The organism is Streptomyces sp. NPDC050625 (assembly GCF_040654755.1).
In the GTDB taxonomy this organism is placed as follows: Bacteria; Actinomycetota; Actinomycetes; order Streptomycetales; family Streptomycetaceae; genus Streptomyces.
Window position 1 is genome coordinate 38698 of the sequence record NZ_JBFAIQ010000031.1, and the last position, 18362, is coordinate 57059.

Consider the following 18362-nt stretch of genomic DNA (forward strand, 5'->3'; position numbering starts at 1 on the left):
CGAACCGACCACCTGCCGCGCCAGGCACTTGGGCGACTTCGGTGGTCACTGGCTCGACGGTGCGGCTGTTCCTCTTCGCCCCGAACTTCGGACCCGTCAAACACGTCCTCGGCCTCACAGATCGGTGGTGGATCCGCGCGGTGGCGGCGGTCTGGGGGACCGTTTGCAGTGACGGGTCCTGGGGACGGACAGTCCCCGGCTGTTCAAGCCACGTCACCGTCGCTGGAAGCAGTGGTCTTGGGGCTTGCGGTGAGGCTGAAGGCCAGCAGTGCGGCGGCCGTGAAGTCGTCGGCAGGTTCGACGGTCTGCCAGGCACCGACATGGTCCCGGTAGCCGGCGCCGTGGCCGTCGAAGACGGAGAAGGGGTCACGCTTGTGGGCCGGGCACCTGCGCATGGCCGGGAAGGAGTTGAGTTCCTTGAGCTTGCCGACCGCGTTGGGGCCATTGACGACGCCGCCGGTGAGGATGTCGCCCTTGCCGGTGAGGCTGCCGGCCAAGTTGGCGGACTGGTGCTCCGGACAGTGCGGGAAGGTGGAGCCTGCCCCGATGACGAAGGACGATCCCCAGGCGTTGGCACCCAGCGCCCAGTTCCGCTGCTGGGTGGCGAAGCTGTCGTAACGGGAGTCGCCGCTGGCCTGGCGGTACAGCTGCGCGGTGGCGACCAGGCCGAAGGCGTGGGGTACGGAGTCGAAGTCCGTGTATACCGCTCCTGCCCGGAAGGGGTCGTGTGCCGCACGTGCCTTGCCGTCGTCGAGTTGCCTCTTGAGGTCGGCTACGAGCCGGCCGCGGCCTGCTTCGCCGCCCGGCCCGCCGGCGTCGATCAGTTTGATGAGGTCGGCGTGTGCCAGGGCACTGACGTCGGACAGTTCCAGGGTGCCGCGACTGTCCGACGCCAGGTACTTCGTGGCCCAGTGGCCGGCCTGCCGTGACCACTGCGAGGCCCGGTCGTCACCCAGGGCCGTGCCGGCCAGAGCGAGTTCGGCGGCACCGAACTCCATGTCGTCCGCCCAGGAGGACTCGGGGTAGAAGCCGTGCGGGAAGGCGGTGACCAGCTGGCCCTTCGGGGACGTGTCGGCGAGCTCGTAGATCTGAGCGGCCTTTTCCAGTTCCTCGCGAGCCTGATCCGGATCGTCCTCGGCATCCAGTTGTGCGGCGAGCGCGAAGACTGCTGCGACACGCCCCGCGAGGTTGGGGCTGAGGGGCTTCCCCGGAGGGGCCGCGCGGAAGACCGGCCGGTGTTTGATCGTGTAGTCGGGATCGCCGGGCTTGACGTCCATCTTGTCGTCCGCCTCCGGCAGCCTCCATATGTCGTGATCGGAGCGGACCTTGCCGGTGCCGTCCTCGGTGTCGCCCATGCCGATCCCGACCTGGGCGTAGAGCGTACGGGACGAGGCGTTCCACATCTTGTCCAGCCACTCCAGGCCATGGCGGGCCTCAGTGGACAGCTTCTCCTCTCCGACGGGGCTGTTGCGCTGCGCGAGGAGGAGGCTCGCGGCGGAGAAGGAAGCGGTGTGGGTGAACTTCAGGAAGTCTCCGGCGTCGAACCAGCCGCCGGAGACGTCGACGGCACGCTTCACAGGCTTGAGGGGCGAGAGCAGACGCTGTGCGTCCTCGTCGTAGTGGGGGGTGTCGTACACGGTGGCCCGGCGGTCGGCCAGGTGCGACGGCTTGCGGCGCAGTACGCCGGCGTCGACGTCGGCTCCGTCGCGCTGAGCGGTGAAGAAGCGGACGTTGTCCTCGATCACCCTGCCGAACAGTTCACTGACCGGCGCCACACGGAACTTGGGGGAGATCGCGGTGACCGGGCCGGTCACCTCCACCCGGTACTCCCCCGGTGCCGCGAGGCGCGACAGGTCCAGGACGTAGACGGACTTGTAGGTGCCGTTCCACCTGCGGGGAGAGGGGCCGGCGGTGCCGGACAACACCCGCTTGCCGGAGGCGTCGAGCACGCGGAAGGGCGCCCGGGCGGAGGAACGGGAGGTCATCAGGTAGGCATGCTTGGTCTCGCCGGGCCCGTAGCCGACCTGGTCCACGCGGACAACGGCGGTGGGCGCTCCGGAGGCCGGCTTCGCCTCGGACGAGGAGTGCGGCGTGCAGGAGACGGCGAGAGCGGTAGCGGCGATGACGGCCGCGGTCGTGCTGATTGCGCGATGGCGGGGCTGGAACATGCCGCAAGACTGGCAGTGACTGGATGAGGGAATCGTGAGGTCATCCCGATGCCCCCTGCCACGGACAAGGAGGCGTCCCAGTGCCGGAACGTCTGGCGGGGAAGTCTCGGGCGCATAGGTGTCGACCGGTAGCGAGCGGCTGCACTCCAAGGGCCGGCGCCTCCTGCGCAAACTCCGTTGCAGCACCACCCGCATCACCCACATCGTCAAGGCAGTCTCGGCGTTGCAGCTCACAGCGTCAGCATGAGGTCGACGAGACCCGCAGCATGGACAAGGAAGTACCGACATCAATCACACCAAGGGAGCCAGCTCACTGTGGCAGAGGTCAGAGTCACCTACGACAAGTCCGTGAACGCAGCGTACGTGTACTTCACCGAGCCCCAGGCCCGCGTGAACTCCGCGCACATGTATCCCTGCGATCCGGTGGATGTCGACGGCATGATCAACCTCGACTTCGACGAGCAGGGCCGCCTCATCGGCATTGAGGTCTTGGCGGCCAGTTCAAAACTGCCCGATTACCTGCTCAAGTCGGCCGAACGCCTGGACACCGAGGGCACATGAAGCAGTCGGGCAAGGCAGTCGCGACTCCTCGCGGCGCCCTGCCGCAGGTTGGAAACGAAGGCCGATCTCCAGGACCGCTACCGGGTCTTGGAGACCGGCGGCGCTGATCAGCCGACGGTAACAGGGCGAAGGCCTGAGCCGGCTTCGCGACCGAGTTGGGGCCGTTGACGCCCGCACCGCGCAGGATGATGCCCGTTCCGGTGAGGCTCCCGGACAGGTTGGCGACGGCGTGCACCGGGCAGTGGGGGAAGACCTGGCCCGCACCGATCACAAAGGAAGTGCCCCAGGAGTTGGCGCCCAACACCCAGCCGCGCTGCTGCGTGGCGAAGACGTCGTAACTGTGGTCACCCGTCGCCCTGGAGTACAGCCGGGCCGTAGCGATCAGGCCGAAGGTCGTCGGCACGGCGTCGAAGTCGGTGTAGACAGAGCCCGCCCGGAAGGGGTCGGCGTTGGCGCGGGTGACGCCCTGGTCGAGCTGGCGGCGCAGGTCGTCGGTGAGGTTCGCCGGGCTGACGCCGTTGAGGCTCGATCCGTTGAGCAGGGTGAGCAGGTCGTAGTGCGCCAGGGCGCTGACATCACCGATGCCCAGGGGCATCTTGTCGGTGGAGTCGAGGTAGGCCCTGGCCCAGCCGGCCGCGGATCCCTTCCACTCGCCGGCCCGGCTGTCGCCGAGTTGCTGCGCCGCCACGGCCATCTCGGTGGCGGCGAACTCCAGGTCGTCGGCCCAGCTCTTCTCCGGGTAGTAGGTCTTGGGATAGACGGTGAACAGGTCGCCGGTGTGCTCGAGGTCGGCGTGGTTGTAGACGTCCGCCGCCTTGTCCAGGTACTCGTGGGCCAGTGTGGTGTTGCTGTCGGCGAAGGCGCTCTGCGCGGCCAGCGCGAGCGCCGCGGCCACCTTGCCCGCCAGATTGGGGCTGATCTTCCCGCCCGGCGCCGCCGCGCGCAGCAGCGGCCGGTGCTTGACCAGGCGCTCGGCCGCCATGTCGGGACGGCCGAGCGCAATGTGGCAGTTCCCTCAGCGATGAGGACTTCCGCCCGCAGCATGGCCGTGCCCACGTCGGCCTCCTCCTCGGGCGGGCCGATCGCTTCCGCCGGCTCTCGCAGTGCCTCCGCGGGCCGCCCCAGGCCGGCGAGAGACAGCCCGCGCTCGTAGTGGATCCTGGCGCGGACGGCGGACGACCGGGTTGCCCACCGGATACGCACCCAGGTCCGCGGAGGCACGGTCCAGCGGGTCGAGCGCCTCCTCGGGGCGTCCGGTGCACCCCTGCCCTCCGGACGACGCGTCAGCACGGGTTCCCGCGTCCGGGGAATGGCAAGGCGCGGTCGTGGTGCCAAGCCAGCCGGCCCGCCTGTCGCCGCAGACGTCGCGCAGCGCATTCGAGCCGTCGGCCTCGACGACAACGGACCCTCTACGAAGCCCTGGGCGTCACGATCACCCGCGACAACGCAGCGAGGGGCTCTTCCGTAAGAAGTCGAGGCCTTCGCGTTCGTATCACTATGAGGAGTGTCCGGGGGGCGAGGTCACGGCTGGGGAACGTTGCTGCCCGTGTTCCGCTGGGCGCGCCACACCGACAGGGGGCGGAAGTTCCACCTCGGCGGCTCGTCGGGCAGGGCCACCTCCGTCTCCACCTGGACCCCGCAGCCGGGGCAGAAGTACTGCCGGTAGTTCAGGTCGTCGCGCTCTCGAATGGGGCTTTGCAGCGCGGCCGGGCTGATCGTGGCCTGACGGAACGCAGCGTGCCACTTCCAGTTGTCCCGGGGGTCACAGAAGGTGTGGGCGCAGTCGCGGCACTGATACCCGGCCGTGGTCAGTTCCAGGTGCTCGCCGAGCGTCTGGGTGCCGGTGCGGTCCGCCGAGCCGGCGGGAGCGGGCGGCTGCGTATGACGGAGGTCGGACAGTGCCTCGCTCGTGCGTGGCAGGGCGGCGCGCTCCTGGCGCAGTTGTGCCCGGTGGCGTGCCGTGGCCTCAGGGTCCGGGCTGCCGTCGGGGGTGAGGACCGCGCCGTAAGCGTCCCTCGCGGTCCTCGGCGAGACGAAGCCGCGGCGCAGGTCTTCCGCGACCTCGTCGACGGGTCGGTCGAGGGGATCTCCGTAGCCAGGGCCTCCCGTGGCGCGCATGTAGTAGCCGTCGTCGGCCTCGACGACCAGGCCCTTGGCCCGGGTCGGGGTGCGCTCGGCCGACTCCGCGTACTCGCGTATCGGCAGCGGATCGCCATGGCGCCAGCGGGCGCGGACGTCGTCCATGATGCCGCGGGCGAAGCGCAGGGAGGACCCGGCGCCGGACTGGCCTCCGGACACCGCCGACGACGGGGTGCTCAGCCGGTTGTGGAAGACGACCGTGTCCCACTTGGCGGTGTCCCACGGCACGCACAGCGACTCCAGCGCCAGGCCGCCCCGGTACCGCCCGGCGCCTCCCGTGTCCGGGGCGAACGCCCGCTGCAGGAACAGCACCGGGCTCTGCAGCTCGTAGTCCTCGATGTTGGCGGTGAAGGAGCCCACGGTCTGCACGCCCATCATCGCCGGTTCTCCGTCGCGGAACGGCATCGCCGACGCACCGCCGGAGCCCGCGGTGAACACGTTGAAGAACCAGGGCTCGCCGTACTGGTTGGTGCAGTGCAGCCAGGCGAAGGTCCAGCTGCCCCACGGACCGGTGCGCCGCTGCTGGTGCTCCTGGTGTCCGGCGATCATGTAGTTGAGGGCCTCGAGGACGGCGTCGGTGCCGAACCAGGCGCCGTAGATCGTCGCTCCGGAGATCGGGGCCGGCTTGATGGCGTTGACCAGGGTCCCGCGCGGCGACTCGATGCTCACCGGGTGCATCAGCCCCTCGTTGAAGGGGATGTCCGGGGCCAGCACGGTGGCGAGGGCGGCCACCACGTTGCCGGTGGAACCGACCTCGGCGCTGTTGAGGATGCCGGGCGCCTGCGGGTCGGTGCCGGTGTAGTCGAAGGTGATGTGCTCCCCCTCCTTCACCACCCGCATCCGGATCGTGTAGATCCGGTCCTCGGCGCCGTCGTGTTCCATGTGCGCGGCGCCTTCGTAGACGCCGTCCGGCAGCGCGGCCAGTCGCTCGCGCATCGCCTTGTCCGACTGCTGGATCTGGCCGGCGTGGACGGCACGCACCCGTTCGGCGCCGTGCTGGGCGAACAGCGACTCCATCCGCTCGCGCCCGATCCAGGTGGCCCCCATCAGGGCCTTGAGGTCGATCCCCGTCCGCTCGGGCAGCCGCACATTGGTCAGGAACGCGTCCACGAGGTCGCCTCGGTACACCCCCCGCTCGTAGAACTTGACGGGAGTGAAGCGGATGTTCTCCCCGAAGCACTCCATCGGCTCCACCGAGAAGCCGCCGGGGACCGCGCCGCCGACGTCCGTGACATGGGCGGACACCCCCACCCAGGCGGACAGCTCACCGTCGGTGAAGACGGGCGCGACCACGACCACGTCGGAGGAGTGCAGCCCGCCGCCTCCGTAGGGGTCGTTGCAGAAGATCATGTCGCCGGGGTGAATGTCGTCCCCGTAGCGCCGCAGCGTGGCCCGCACGGTGTTGGAGACCGCGTAGCCCATCTGGAGCGACCAGGCGATGCTGGTGAGGATGTTGCCCTCGGCGTCGAGACAGCCGCAGGCGAAGTCGGAGGCGCCGACGAACAGCGGGGAGCCGGAGAGGTTGACGACGGCGCGGCCCATCTCGCGGTTCAGGGTGAGTTCGTAGTTGTAGATGATCTGCGACAGGACCGGGTCCCAGTCCTGGGCGGTGTCGCGCTCGCTCGTGGTGGTGTCGCCGGTGGAGATCGTCATGGGTCAGTCCTCCCGCTCGTGCCGGACCTGTTCGAGCACGACGTTGCCGTGCACGTCGACGGCGGCGGTGAATCCGTTCGGAACCAGGACGTTGGTGTCGGGGTACTCGATCAGCGCCGGCCCGTCGGCCCGGGCACCGGGCCGGGACGCCCGGCCGTCGTAGACCTGTATCTCCGTCAGCTCGGCGCTCTCCAGGTCAGCGGCGGCGGCGCGCGTGCCCTTGGGGACGAAACCGGCCGCGTCGGCCGGGTCGGGCGACGGGGCGCCGACGGAGGGGCGGTGGATCCGGCCGATGCCGGTGACGCTGTAGTTCTTGAGGGTGTAGCCGTTCTCGGGCGAGGCGGCGCCCGGCCCGTACACCGCCCGGTAGCGCTCGTCGAAGTCGGCCACCAGCGCGGCGATGTCCTCGTGCCCGAGTGACCTGGCCGGGGCGTCGACCTGGAAGTTGAGGATCTGTCCCAGGTACGACATCTCCAGGCCGTAGCGCAGGACGCGGTCCTCCTCCGGGACGTCGTGCTGCGCCAGGTCGGCGCGGGCGCGTGCGTCGAGTTCGGCGAGGATGCCGTTGACGTCCTTGAGCGCGTCGTCGGTCAGGATGCCGCCCGCGGCCACCTGCGTGGTGGCGGTCTTGGTGTAGCTGTAGACCAGGTCGCTGCTGATCAGGCCGGCCGCGGAGAACACCGACGCCATGGTGGGCACGATCACCTTGCGGATGCCCAGTTCGGCGGCGACGGCGGCGCAGTGCAGGCCGCCCGCGCCGCCGAAGGACACCAGCGTGAAGGTGCGCGGGTCGAGGCCGGCGAAGACGGTGCGCAGCCGGATGGCGTCGGCCATGACCGAGTTGACCACCCGGAACATGCCGTGTGCCGTGGCGGTGGTGGACAGCCCGGCCCGCTCGCCGAGTCCGCCGACCGCCCGTCGTGCGGAGTCGGCGTCGAGCGGGACCTGCCCGCCGAGGAAGTAGCCGGGGTCGATCAGGCCCAGCACCACGTTGGCGTCCGTCACCGAGGCGTCGGTGCCGCCCTTGCCGTAGCACGCCGGGCCGGGGACGGCGCCCGCGCTGTGCGGACCGGTGCGCAGGGTGCCGTCCACTCCCACCCAGCCCAGGGAGCCGCCGCCCGCGCCGACGGACGTGACGTCGATCATCGGGATGGCCAGCGCCTGCCGGTCGAGCCGTTGCAGCGAGGTGGTCTGGATCCGGCCCTCGTGGACAAGAGCGACGTCGGTGCTGGTGCCGCCCATGTCGAAGGTGATGAGGTTCTCCTCGCCCAGGCGCTCACCGAGGTGGTGGGCGGCGACGACGCCGGCGGCGGGGCCCGAGTACACCGTCTGGGCGGCGGCCGTGACGGCGCTCGCGATACTGGCCGCGCCGCCGTCGGACTTCATCAGCAGGATCGGCCGGCTGAGGCCGCCGTCCCGCAGGTCCTCGTCGAGCCGCTCGGCGTAGCGCTTGAGGGCGGGTCCGGCGTAGGCGTTGATGGCGGTGGTGCTGGTGCGCTCGTACTCGCCGAGCACGGGGCAGGACTCGGCGGAGATCGACACATAGGCGTCCGGTGCCATCTCCAGGATCAGCTCTTTGGCGCGGCGTTCGTGGTCGGCGTTGCGGAACGACCACAGGAAGCACACGGCGAACGCGCGGACACCCTGGCCGAGCAGGCGCGAGACGCCCTGTCTGAGGTCGTCCTCGTTGAGCGGGGCGGCCACCCGGCCCGCGTAGTCGACCCGTTCGCTCACCTCGACGGTGTCGCTCGCCCCGATGAGCGGGACCGGGTGGGTGACCTTGGACGGGTCCTGTTCCTGCCCGCGGTACTGCCGGGCCAGTGGGTAGGTGTCGGCGAAGCCGCGCGTGGTGATCAGTCCGACCCGCTCGCCGGTACGGGTGAGCACCACGTTGGTGGTGACGGTCGTGCCGTGGACGAAGTGGCCGGTCTCGCCGAGCAGTTCGGCCCGGTCGCGGCCCAGGTCGGCGGCGGCGAGGTCGAGGGCGGCGAGGACGCCCGCGCCGAAGTCGGGTGGTGTGCTCGGCGCCTTCCAGGTGCGCCGGTGTCCTGTCTCGTCCTCCAGGACGAGGTCGGTGAACGTGCCTCCGATGTCAACTCCGATGCGCATACGCATCTCCCTGAGGTCGGATCGGTCGGTTCGGAACGGATCAGGTCTGCTGCCATCGCAGCAGCCACCGTTCGAGCAGGGTGAACAGCCAGTTCATGACGACGGCGATCACCATGAGCTCGACGAGGATCGCGAACACGGTGTTGATCTGGTACGACGACGAGTACAGGACGATGTCCTGGCCGATGCCGCCGGTCGCAGCGACCATCTCCGAGGCCACGACGCCGAGCAGGGCGTAGGTGAACGTCAGCCGGAGGCCCGCCATCATGGTCGGCACGGCCGACGGCAGCACGACCTTGAGCAGGAGCGAGGAGCGTTTCAGCCCGACCACCCTGGCCATGGTCATGAGGTCGGCGTCCACGGACCGCACCGCGGAGCGGGCGTTCTCGGCGAGGATGAAGAAGACGATGCTCACCGCGAGCACCACCTTGGCCGTCATGGTCAGCCCGAACCAGGCGATGAACAGCGGGGCCAGGGCGATGCGCGGGATGCTGTTGACCGGCGCCAGGAAGGGGCCGACGATCGCGTTGAGCGTGGGGCTCAGTCCCAGGATCAGGCCGGCGGCCGTGCCGGTCACCGATCCGATCACGAAGGAGACGGCGACCGCGGCGCCGGAGGTCCTCAGCGAGTCCAGGCTGCGGTCGGACGGCAGGTAGTCCACGACGGCCCGCCAGACGCCGCTCGGCCGTCCGAAGAGGTTCGGGTCGACCCAGCCACGGCGGGACGCGGTCTCCCACAGGGCCAGGAAGCCGACGCAGAGGACCACGCGGGCGGTGTAGACGAAGGCCTTCGACACCATGCGGCGGGGACGTGCCGGGTCCTTCTTCTTCTCGGCGGGGCCGGCGGGCGGCGCGGCCAGTCTGTCGGTGGTCATGGTCACGGTGTCGCCGCCCCTCAGCTCTCTACCGGTCGGGCCCGGTCGCCGATGGCGCCCTCGAGCCGCTCGAACAGGTCGTGGGTGGTGCGCTTGAACTCGTCGGTGAACTGGATCTCGCCCAGGGCCTTCGCCCGTGGGCGGGGGAGGTCGATGACGCGGTCCTCGGCGATCCGGCCCGGGTTGGGCAGCATGACGATCACCCGGTCGGCCAGCAGCACCGCCTCCTGCAGGTCGTGCGTCACGAACACGACCGTCTTGCGTCGCTCGCTGCCCTGGTGCTGCTCCCAGATCCGTAGGAACTCCGCCTGGAGCGTCAGCTTGGTACGGGCGTCCAGCGCCGCGAACGGCTCGTCCATCAGCAGGATCGAGGGGTCGGGCGCCAGCGTCCTGGCCAGTGCGACGCGCTGCCGCATCCCCTGCGAGAGCTGTAGCCGGAACTGGGACTCCCGCCCCTCGAGGCCGACCAGAGAGAGCACCTCACCGGCCCGTTCCCGGCGTCTGGCCCGGTCCCAGCCACGGGTTTCCAGCGGCAGTTCGACGTTCTTGCGGGCGGTGCGCCACGGCAGCAGCGCGTCCCGCGCGAACATGTAACCGATGTCCATGTTGGGCAACCGCGGCGGCGCTCCGGCGAGGCTGACCCTGCCCTCGCTAGGGGTCACCAGACCGGCCAGCATGTTGAGCATGGTCGTCTTGCCGCAGCCGCTCGCCCCGACCAGCGCGACGAACTGCCCGGGTGCGATGTCGACGGTGACATCGTCCAGAGCCACGAACTCCCGGCTCCTGCCCGGCGCTCCGGCTCCGCTGCGCTGTCCTTGCAGGCGGAACACCTGCCGTACGTTCTGGAAAGAGATCAGCGGCTCGGCGCCGGTGTCTGTGGTGGCTTCGGTCGTCATGGTCGGCCTCCGGCCCTTGCGGCCACGATGAACAGGTGAACGTGTGTCGGCTGATGGCTGTGGGGGGCGGCTCGCGGTGTCGCTCAGGAGTCCGCCGCGCCCAGTTGCCGCGCCACGGAGTAGGCCAGGGTCAGTCCCCGGCCGAGGGCGAATCCGCTGTTGTATCCGCTGCCCGCGGCGGTCAGGGCCGCGCAGGACCCCACGGCGTAAAGTCCCGGTACGGTCCGGCCGTGCGTGTCCAGCACATGGCCGGTCTCGTCCGTGCGCACCCCGCTGGATCCGATGCCGGTGCCGAGGAAGCGCAGTCGCAGACCGTGGAAGGGCGGTTCGGCGACGGGACCGAGGACGGGGTTGGGCCGATGGGCGGCGTCGCCGTAGAAGCGCAGGACGTAGTCGAGGGTGCCGCGGTCGTAGAAGGGGTCCTCGCCCTGCTCGGCGTGGGTGTTGAACACCTCCGCCGTCCGCTCCAGTTGGACGCCGTCGATGCCGAGGGCGTCCCCGAGGGCGCGCAGCGTGGGCGCGGAGGTCACCGTGCCCTGTGGGTAGTCGGCTCCGGGTGGCACGGTGCCGAGGCCGTACTTGCGATGGTGCCGCTCGTCCCAGACCAGGAAGAAAGGCAGGTGCGGGTCCTTCGGGTCGAGAGCCTTGGCGACGATGTCGACCCAGTAGGAGTCGTTGCAGAACCGCCGGCCGGTCCGGTCCACGATGAAGGCGTGGGGCCGGGCGAACTCCGGTCCGTAGGCGAAGCCGCCCTGTCCCGACTCCCATCCGGGGAGCATGGGCACGCTCGTGGGCGGGATCCTCGCCACCGCGCCGCCGGCGCTGCGGGCGAGGGTGATGCCGTCGCCGCGCAGGCTGTCGGGCGCGACGCTGCCGAAGTCGTCCGGGCCGAGGCCCAGCAACTCCTCGACCAGCTCGGGGTTCCAGTCGTAGCTGCTGGTGGCCAGTACGACGGGTCCGTGCCGTTCCACCGGCCCGTGCGGGCCCTGCGCCCGCGCGCCGATGACCCGGCCGGCGTCGTCCCGCAGCAGCTCGGTGACGGGATGCGAGGGGAGGATCTCCAGGGACTCCTCGCGCAGCGCCCGGGCGAGGAAGCTCGCCACCACGCCGGTGCCGAAGGTGAGCGGATCGGGGCCGCCGGTGACCGCCCGGTCGGCGTCGGATCCGGCGCGGGTACGGCCGAACGCCTGCGCTTCCCCGGCCCGTGAGCCGGCCGGACCCTGCTCCGCGTCCCGGTTGACGCTGCGGCCGGTGCGGAACATCTCCGCGTACGTGGTGCCGACCGGGAAGTAGGGGCTGACCCGCAGCCGACCGCGCCAGTTGCCGAGGGCCCGGCCGTCGAACACCTCGTTGGTCAGGTACCGCCCGGCGCCGAGGGCCCCGTCCGCCTCCGCGTGGTAGTCGGCGAGCCCCGGGATCACGGTCCAGCGGATCGCACCGACCTCTTCCCAGTAGCGCATCGCCGCGGGCGCCTCGGCCAGCCAGTACGCCATCGCCTGCGGGTCCAGCGCCTCGGGGGCCGCGTGGGCGATGCCGCGCACGTACCGCTCGGTCAGCTCGGGGCTGTCGTCCTCGATCCCTTCGCGCCGGGCCACGTGGTTGGCGCCGACCCAGACCTGCCCGCCCGAGTAGGCCGCCGCGCCGCCGACCAGGTCGGCCGATTCGAAGACGGTGACGGAGCGGCCCCGCAGGGCGGCCCCGAGGGCCGTGGCGATACCGGAGAGTCCCGCGCCCACGACGACGACATGGGAACCGGGAGGGTGTGCGGTCATGGTGTCTCTCCTCAGTGGGCCTGGACCAGGGTGTCGTACGACGGCTTCGGGTCGGCCTTGAGGATGCCGAGCTCGACGTACTTCTCGAACGTGGTGGTCAGCCTGTTCCGGTCGAGTTCGGTGGAGTGGTCGCCGTAGGTCTGGTCCACGACGAGCTTGGCGACCTTCTCGCTGATGCCGGTGTCCTTGGCCAGGATCGCGGCGTTGGCCGTCGAGTTGGCCGGGTCCTTGATGAGGTCGAGGGCCTCGCCCATGACGTCGCAGAAGGCCTTCGCCGCATCGGGCCGCTGCTTCAGGAACCGGTCGGGAGCCACCCATGCGCTGCCGTAGAGGTCCTTGTAGGTGCTGGGGCCGTCCGGCAGGTACACCAGTGGCTTCCCGGCCTTCCGGTCCTGCATGTACTGGGTTCCGGTGGGCGCGATCTGGGCCACGTCCACGCTGCGGTTGCCGAGTGCCGCGACGACCGTTGCGGGGTCGGTGCCGATGTTCACGTACGTCACGTCGGTGACCCCGGCCTCTTTGAGGGCCGCGGCGAACAGCAGTTGGACGCCGGAGCCGACCGGTGTCTGGATGCCGATCTTCTTGCCCTTGAGGGCCTTCAGAACCTCCTGCCAGGAGGCGCCGTCCGCGGTGGACGGCAGATCGGAGCCGTTCGGGGCCATGAGGGTGGTCTGGATGGTGTTGAGGCCGCCGCAGAAGTACTTGCCCTTGGTGCCGGCCTGGTAGCCCTGGCCGAGGGTGGCGACGGAGACCTGGCCGATGTCGGAGCCGGTGGCTTGCAGGCCCTGCATGCCCTGGAGGTTGGTGGGCTGCTCGGTGATCTCCAGGGTGATGCCCCGCTTCTTGAACAGGCCTCGGTCCCGTGCCACCAGGACCGGCAGCCGGTACGCCTGGCCGGGGAACATCATCACCTTGAGCGTCCCGCCCCGCTTCCCCTCCGACGGATTCCCGGCGGCTTTGGAGTCACCACAGGCGGCGGCCCCGGCCATCAGCAGGCCGGCTCCTGCCAGGGCTATGAGGGACTGCGATTTCCTTCGCACTGCGCACCTCCGAGTCGGGCAGCGGAACGAGCTTCGCTCGATTGCGACTATTTCACGTTGAACGAGAGATAACAAGAATTTCAACAGCCGGCCCCGGCCGCTCGGCGGGACCGCCAGCGCCCGGAACGCCGGTCGGGCCGGGCCTCCGCACAGACCCCGCCCGACCGGCTCCGGTGCGGCGGACGCGGGCTAGTGCAGCGTCCAGCCGCCGTCCACCGGCAGCGTGATGCCGGTGATGTACGAGCCCGCGTCGGACGCGAGCAGCAGCAGTGCGCCGTACAGCTCGTGCCGCTCCCCCACCCGCCCCAGCGGGGTCCGGGCGAGTACCTTCTGCCGGCCCACCTCGCTCTCCAGGAGCGGGCCGGTCAGCTCGGACTCGAAGAAGCTCGGCGCGAGGGAGTTGACCCGGATCCCGTAGCGGGCGGACCACTGCATGGCGAGGTCACGGGTCATGCCGTTCAGCCCGGCCTTGGAGGAGGAGTAGGCCACTTGCGGGATGTCACCGCCGCCGATGCCCAGCGCCGACGACACGTTGACGATCGAGCCGCCGTGCCCCGCACGGATGCAAGCCCGCCCGAAGGCCTGGGCCATGTAGTACGCGCCCATCAGATTGACGCCGACCACCCGCCCGAAGTCCGCCGGGTCCTCCTTGTGCGCCGGCGCCGCATGACCGACGCCCGCGTTGTTCACCAGCACGTGCACATCGCCGAGTTGCTCCACGGCCGCCGCGACCAGCGCGTCGCAGTCCCCGGCCGCGGAGACGTCGGTGGGCACCGCGATGCAGCGCCGGCCGGCGGCACGGATCTTGTCCCTGACCTCTTCCAGCCGCTCCACCCGGCGCGCTCCGAGCACCACGTCGGCACCGGCGTCCGCCAGCGCCTCGGCGAAGCCCACGCCGAGACCGGAGGAGGCGCCGGTGACGATCGCGACCTTGCCGTCGAGCCTGAACTGGTCCAACACACTCATGAATGCCTCGAATCCGGAGGAAGGGGCGGTTGGGATGGGGGGTGGGCGGCGGGTTCACTCGCCACGGAACACCGGCGGCCGGCGCTCCTCGAACGCCTTGCGGCCCTCGGCGACGTCCTCGGAGGCGAAGATCGCCGGCATCAGGTTCTCGCCCTCGCGGTAGTGGCCGCCCGCCGCCTTGTTGAGCACCCACTTGGTGGCGGCCACCGCGAGCGGCGCGCGCCGGGCCATGCGCGAGGCCAGCTCCGTGTACTCGTCGACCAGGGACTCGTGCGGGACGACCTTGTTCACGAAGCCGAACTCGCGGGCTTCGGCGGCGCTCAGGTCGTCGGAGGTGTAGGCCATCCATGCCACCCGGCGCCGGCCGACCATGTCGACGCCGCGGGTGATGGTGACCGCGGGCACCAGGCCGTGGTTCATCTCGCGCAGCCCGAAGCGGGCCTTGTCCGAGGCGATCACCAGGTCGCAGGCGAGCGCGATCTCGGTGCCGAAGCCGAAGGCGTAGCCGTTGACGGCCGCGATGACGACCTTTCCGAGCCGCTCGATCGCCTCGAACGGAGCGTGCGCCAGCCGGATGAACTCCCGGCAGTTGCCCATGCTGTCGAACGTCATCCCGCCGAGGTCGGCGCCGGCGGAGAACGCCTTGCCGTTGCCGCCGGTCAGCACCACCGCACGGACGTCCTCGTCGTCCTCGAAGGACGCGATGGTCGCGGCCAGTTCGCCGAAGAGGGTGGGGCTTCCGGCGTTGAGCACGTCGGGCCGGTGCAGCGTGACCACGGCGTAGCGGGCTTCCGGGTACTTCTCCACGTACAGGGTTTCCTTGTCGAAGCGCTCCATGTCGGCCATGTCCACTCACTCTCCTCGCGACGAATATCTTATCTTTTACGTGCAACGGCAGATAATTGCAACACGGATCCGCCGGCCGCGCATCGGGCGGGCTCGGTCAGAGCACCTCGACGACCGTCGCGTTGGCCATGCCGCCGCCCTCGCACATCGTCTGCAGCCCGTAGCGGCCGCCCGTGCGACGCAGTTGGTGGACCATGGTGGTCATCAGCCGGGCGCCGGTGGCACCGAGCGGGTGGCCGAGCGCGATCGCGCCGCCGAGCGGATTGGTGCGTGCCGGGTCGACGCCCAGCTCCCGCTGCCAGGCGAGGACGACGGGAGCGAACGCCTCGTTGATCTCGAACTGGTCGATGTCGTCGATGCCGAGGCCCGCCTTCTTGAGCACCTGCTGGGTGGCGGGGATCGGCGCGGTCAGCATCAGGACCGGATCGGCGCCGGTGACGGTCATCGTGTGCACTCGGGCCAGCGGGTTCAGGCCGTGCCGCTCGACCGCGGCGGCGGACGCGATGACGAGCGCGGCGGCGCCGTCGGAGATCTGGCTGGAGGTGGCCGCGGTGATTCGCCCGCCCTCCGTCAGGGGCTTCAGGCCGGCCATCTTCTCCAGTGAGGTGTCCGCGCGCGGCCCTTCGTCGGCCCACACCTCGCCGTACGGCACGATCTCGTCGTCGAACGCCCCGGCGCGCTGCGCCGCGAGGGCCATGCGGTGGCTGCGGAGCGCGAACTCCTCCATCTCCTCGCGGCCGATCCCCCACTGGCGGGCGATCAGCTCGGCGCCGCGGAACTGGGAGATCTCCTGGTCGCCGTAGCGCGCGGTCCACCCCGGGCTGCCGTACGGGGCTCCGAGCCCCTCCCGTTCTCCGACGATCGCCGGGCTGGAGATCGGCACCAGGCTCATCACCTCCACGCCCCCGGCGACGACGACGTCCTGGGTTCCGGACAGCACGGCCTGCGCCGCGAAGTGCACGGCCTGCTGCGAGGAGCCGCACTGCCGGTCGATCGTGGTGCCCGGGACGTGCTCGGGGAGCCCCGCCGCGAGCCAGGCGGTGCGGGCGACATTGGTGGACTGGGCGCCGAGCTGGTCCACGCAGCCCAGGATGACGTCCTCGACGTCACCGGGCGCGACTTGGGCGCGTTCGACGGCGGCCTTGACGGCGTGCCCGGCCAGGTCGGCCGGATGGACGCCGGCGAGGCCGCCCTTGCGGCGCCCCACCGGGGTACGGACGGCACTGACGATGTAGGCCTCGGCCACGGTTCATCTCGCTCTCGGGATTCGGCAGGTGGATGACGGAGGATGACGGTCGCTCAGGCCTGGTCCATGACGACGACCGTGCGGCCGACGGAACGACGGGCGGCAAGGAACTCGTGCGCGGCGGCGACCTGCGAAGGGGGAAACACCCGGGCGACCACCGGAGCGGCCCCGCGCTTCTCGAAGAGGTCGAGGACTCGTGCCACGGAGGGCCCGACCAGCTCCGGGTGGTCGCGCAGCCAGGTGCCGAGGGTGAACCCGGACACCGAGATGCCCAGCTCGAACAGGGTGTGCAGGCGGAGCCGGCTGCTGCCGCGCCCGCTGCTCGCGCCCACACTGACCAGCCGGCCGCCGGGTGCGACGCAGTCCAGGCTCCGGTCCAGCACGGCGCCGCCGACGGACTCCAGCACCAGCGGCACACCCCGGCCCCCGGTGACGTCCAGGACGACCTCGCCGAAGTCGGACTCGGTGTAGTTGACGACGAGGTCCGCACCCCACCGCCGTACCTGCTCGGCCTTCTCGTCCGTGCCCGCCGTCGCGATGACGCGGCCCGCCCCGTAGGCCCGGCACAGCTGTACGCAGGCCGAACCGTAGGCGCCGGCCGCGGCGTGGATCAGGACGTCCTCGCCCTTCTCCAGCCGGCCCATGGTCACGATGGCGGCGTCCGCCGTGAGGTACGGCCCGGCGGCGCCCGCCGCCTGGGCGTCGTCGAGTGCGGCGGGCACCGGGTACAGCTGGGCGGCCGGGGCGGCGAGGTACTGGGCGGCAGCACCGCCCCGGGGGATCACCCCGAAGACGCGGGTGCCCGGGGGCGGCCCGTCGGTGTCCGGGCCGGCACCGACGACCACGCCGGTGACGTCGTGCCCGGTGACGTAGGGCGGCGCGGGTGCGCCCGGATACGCGCCGGCGCGCTCGAGCAGGTCCGCCCAGTTGACGGCGAAGGCCCGTACCTCGACCAGCAGTTCTCCCGGACCCGGCTCGGGCACGGGCACGTCGTCCCAGCGGAGCACCTCGGGGCCGCCGTGCCGGTCGAAGCGCAGAGCCTTCATCGTGGAGCCCGGCCCCGTGGCACCCTGGACGGCGCTCATGCCTCGTACATCCCCGCCGGGACACCGTCGACCATGCGGTCGTGGTACTCGCAGATGCCGTGGCCGGTCCGGCCGAGGAAGTCGATCCGCATGAGGACCTCGGCCAGCCGGGCCACCTGGCCGTCGCGGCGGTTGCGCAGGGGCACGTTGTGGAAGACCGTGCCTGCCGCCTCGATGCGTTCTCCCGACTCGGTGGTCAGGACGACCCGCGTCGCGGTCGGATAGTGCGGGGCCGCACCGTACTCGCTCTTGACCTCTACCCGGTTGACCAGTTCCACCACACCGTCGCGCAGCACCATGCCGTTGCCGGGCGACCGGGTGTCACCGATCTTCTGGCTCCAGGCGACGAAGCCGGTGCGCTCGTCGACCAGGCAGGAGATCCACCGCCAGTAGTGCGGTCCCTGCCACTTGCGCGGCCCCCAGGAGTGGTCGCGGAAGCCGAGGCCGTCGATGTCCCGGCGGGTGCCGTCGACCTCCACCCAGCCGCGCACCGCGCACGGTCCCTGGTAGTGGCCCACCGCGATGCTGTCCTCCGCTCCCTCGATGCCCGACCCGTCACCGAGTCCATGGACCGGGACGAGGTTGTCGTAGTGCAGTTCCAGCCGCAGCGGCACCACGGGGCTGGTGGTGAACGCCCGCTTCGGGTCGGCCAGGTCGGTGCCCTGGTCGAGCAGGTGGGCCGTGCCGTCGAAGGTGACCTTCATCTTCTTCAGCGGCTCGACCACGTGGAACTCGAGCCCGGCCGCGGCGAAGCGGTCGTTGCTGCTGATCTCCGCCCGGTCGAAGCGGATCGCGGCCCTGCCGCCCGGCAGGTACAGCAGCACGGTGACCTCCGCGTGCCCCTCGTTCACGCGGTTGCCCATCCGGATCAGGAGGGCGAACCCGGAGTCGGCGTCCACGAAGTTGTAGTAGGCCGACTCGTTGAACTGCGGGTCGTCGGTCGGCTCGTGCATGTACTCGTCGTCGGCGAGGATCGGTGCGATAGCCATGCAGCTATTTGACCCTTC

General features: G+C 70.6%; 14 protein-coding genes and 2 pseudogenes. 3 read left to right on the forward strand and 13 right to left on the reverse strand.

From position 1 onward, the window contains the following. Positions 1 to 14: 14 nt before the first annotated feature. A pseudogene (locus AB0I54_RS39650) lies at positions 15 to 122 on the forward strand (sugar ABC transporter permease); the annotation flags it as partial. 81 nt (positions 123 to 203) lie between these two features. On the opposite strand, the gene AB0I54_RS39655 reads toward AB0I54_RS39650, so the two are convergent. Beyond that, positions 204 to 2168 (reverse strand): glycoside hydrolase family 9 protein, encoded by a 1965-nt coding sequence (locus tag AB0I54_RS39655; RefSeq protein ID WP_363301171.1) that lies wholly within the window; start codon positions 2166 to 2168, stop codon positions 204 to 206. 157 nt (positions 2169 to 2325) lie between these two features. Between AB0I54_RS39655 and AB0I54_RS39660 the strand changes: the two are divergent. Continuing rightward, positions 2326 to 2415, forward strand: a pseudogene (locus tag AB0I54_RS39660) (IS5/IS1182 family transposase); the annotation flags it as partial. Positions 2416 to 2483: 68 nt separating this feature from the next. Then, the gene (locus tag AB0I54_RS39665) at positions 2484 to 2729 is read left to right on the forward strand and encodes a DUF2283 domain-containing protein (protein ID WP_363301172.1); all 246 of its coding nucleotides are present in this window, start codon (positions 2484 to 2486) and stop codon (positions 2727 to 2729) included. On the opposite strand, the gene AB0I54_RS39670 is transcribed toward AB0I54_RS39665, so the two are convergent. The 12 genes from AB0I54_RS39670 to AB0I54_RS39725 form a co-directional block, all read right to left on the reverse strand. Then, complete coding sequence (locus tag AB0I54_RS39670; RefSeq protein ID WP_363301173.1) at positions 2692 to 3711, reverse strand: glycoside hydrolase family 9 protein; 1020 nt, start codon at positions 3709 to 3711, stop codon at positions 2692 to 2694. The genes AB0I54_RS39665 and AB0I54_RS39670 overlap by 38 nt on opposite strands. A 539-nt stretch (positions 3712 to 4250) precedes the next feature. Next, a complete protein-coding gene (locus AB0I54_RS39675) occupies positions 4251 to 6521 on the reverse strand; it encodes a hydantoinase B/oxoprolinase family protein (protein WP_363301174.1) in 2271 nt (756 codons plus the stop codon). Between the two features lie 3 nt (positions 6522 to 6524). Further along, entirely contained in the window at positions 6525 to 8630 is a 2106-nt protein-coding gene (locus AB0I54_RS39680; protein WP_363301175.1) for a hydantoinase/oxoprolinase family protein, read from the reverse strand. A 40-nt stretch (positions 8631 to 8670) separates the two neighbouring features. Next, positions 8671 to 9504, reverse strand: a complete 834-nt coding sequence (locus AB0I54_RS39685) for an ABC transporter permease (protein WP_363301176.1) — start codon at positions 9502 to 9504, stop codon at positions 8671 to 8673. A gap of 20 nt (positions 9505 to 9524) precedes the next feature. Further along, entirely contained in the window at positions 9525 to 10400 is an 876-nt protein-coding gene (locus AB0I54_RS39690; protein WP_363301177.1) for an ABC transporter ATP-binding protein, read from the reverse strand. A gap of 83 nt (positions 10401 to 10483) precedes the next feature. Then, on the reverse strand, positions 10484 to 12172 hold the full coding sequence (locus tag AB0I54_RS39695) for an FAD-dependent oxidoreductase (RefSeq protein WP_363301178.1): 1689 nt from the start codon (positions 12170 to 12172) through the stop codon (positions 10484 to 10486). Between the two features lie 11 nt (positions 12173 to 12183). Further along, the gene (locus AB0I54_RS39700) at positions 12184 to 13212 is read right to left on the reverse strand and encodes an ABC transporter substrate-binding protein (RefSeq protein ID WP_363301179.1); all 1029 of its coding nucleotides are present in this window, start codon (positions 13210 to 13212) and stop codon (positions 12184 to 12186) included. Between the two features lie 189 nt (positions 13213 to 13401). Next, positions 13402 to 14178 (reverse strand): glucose 1-dehydrogenase, encoded by a 777-nt coding sequence (locus AB0I54_RS39705; RefSeq protein WP_363301180.1) that lies wholly within the window; start codon positions 14176 to 14178, stop codon positions 13402 to 13404. Positions 14179 to 14232: 54 nt separating this feature from the next. Further along, positions 14233 to 15024 (reverse strand): enoyl-CoA hydratase/isomerase family protein, encoded by a 792-nt coding sequence (locus AB0I54_RS39710; RefSeq protein WP_363301181.1) that lies wholly within the window; start codon positions 15022 to 15024, stop codon positions 14233 to 14235. A 97-nt stretch (positions 15025 to 15121) separates the two neighbouring features. Next, positions 15122 to 16270: an acetyl-CoA C-acetyltransferase gene (locus AB0I54_RS39715; RefSeq protein ID WP_363301182.1), complete on the reverse strand. Its 1149-nt coding sequence runs from the start codon at positions 16268 to 16270 to the stop codon at positions 15122 to 15124. Between the two features lie 53 nt (positions 16271 to 16323). Continuing rightward, positions 16324 to 17355: a zinc-binding dehydrogenase gene (locus AB0I54_RS39720; protein WP_363301183.1), complete on the reverse strand. Its 1032-nt coding sequence runs from the start codon at positions 17353 to 17355 to the stop codon at positions 16324 to 16326. Continuing rightward, entirely contained in the window at positions 17352 to 18344 is a 993-nt protein-coding gene (locus AB0I54_RS39725) for a hypothetical protein (RefSeq protein WP_363301184.1), read from the reverse strand. Before AB0I54_RS39725 ends, AB0I54_RS39720 begins: the two co-directional genes overlap by 4 nt. Positions 18345 to 18362 lie beyond the last annotated feature (18 nt).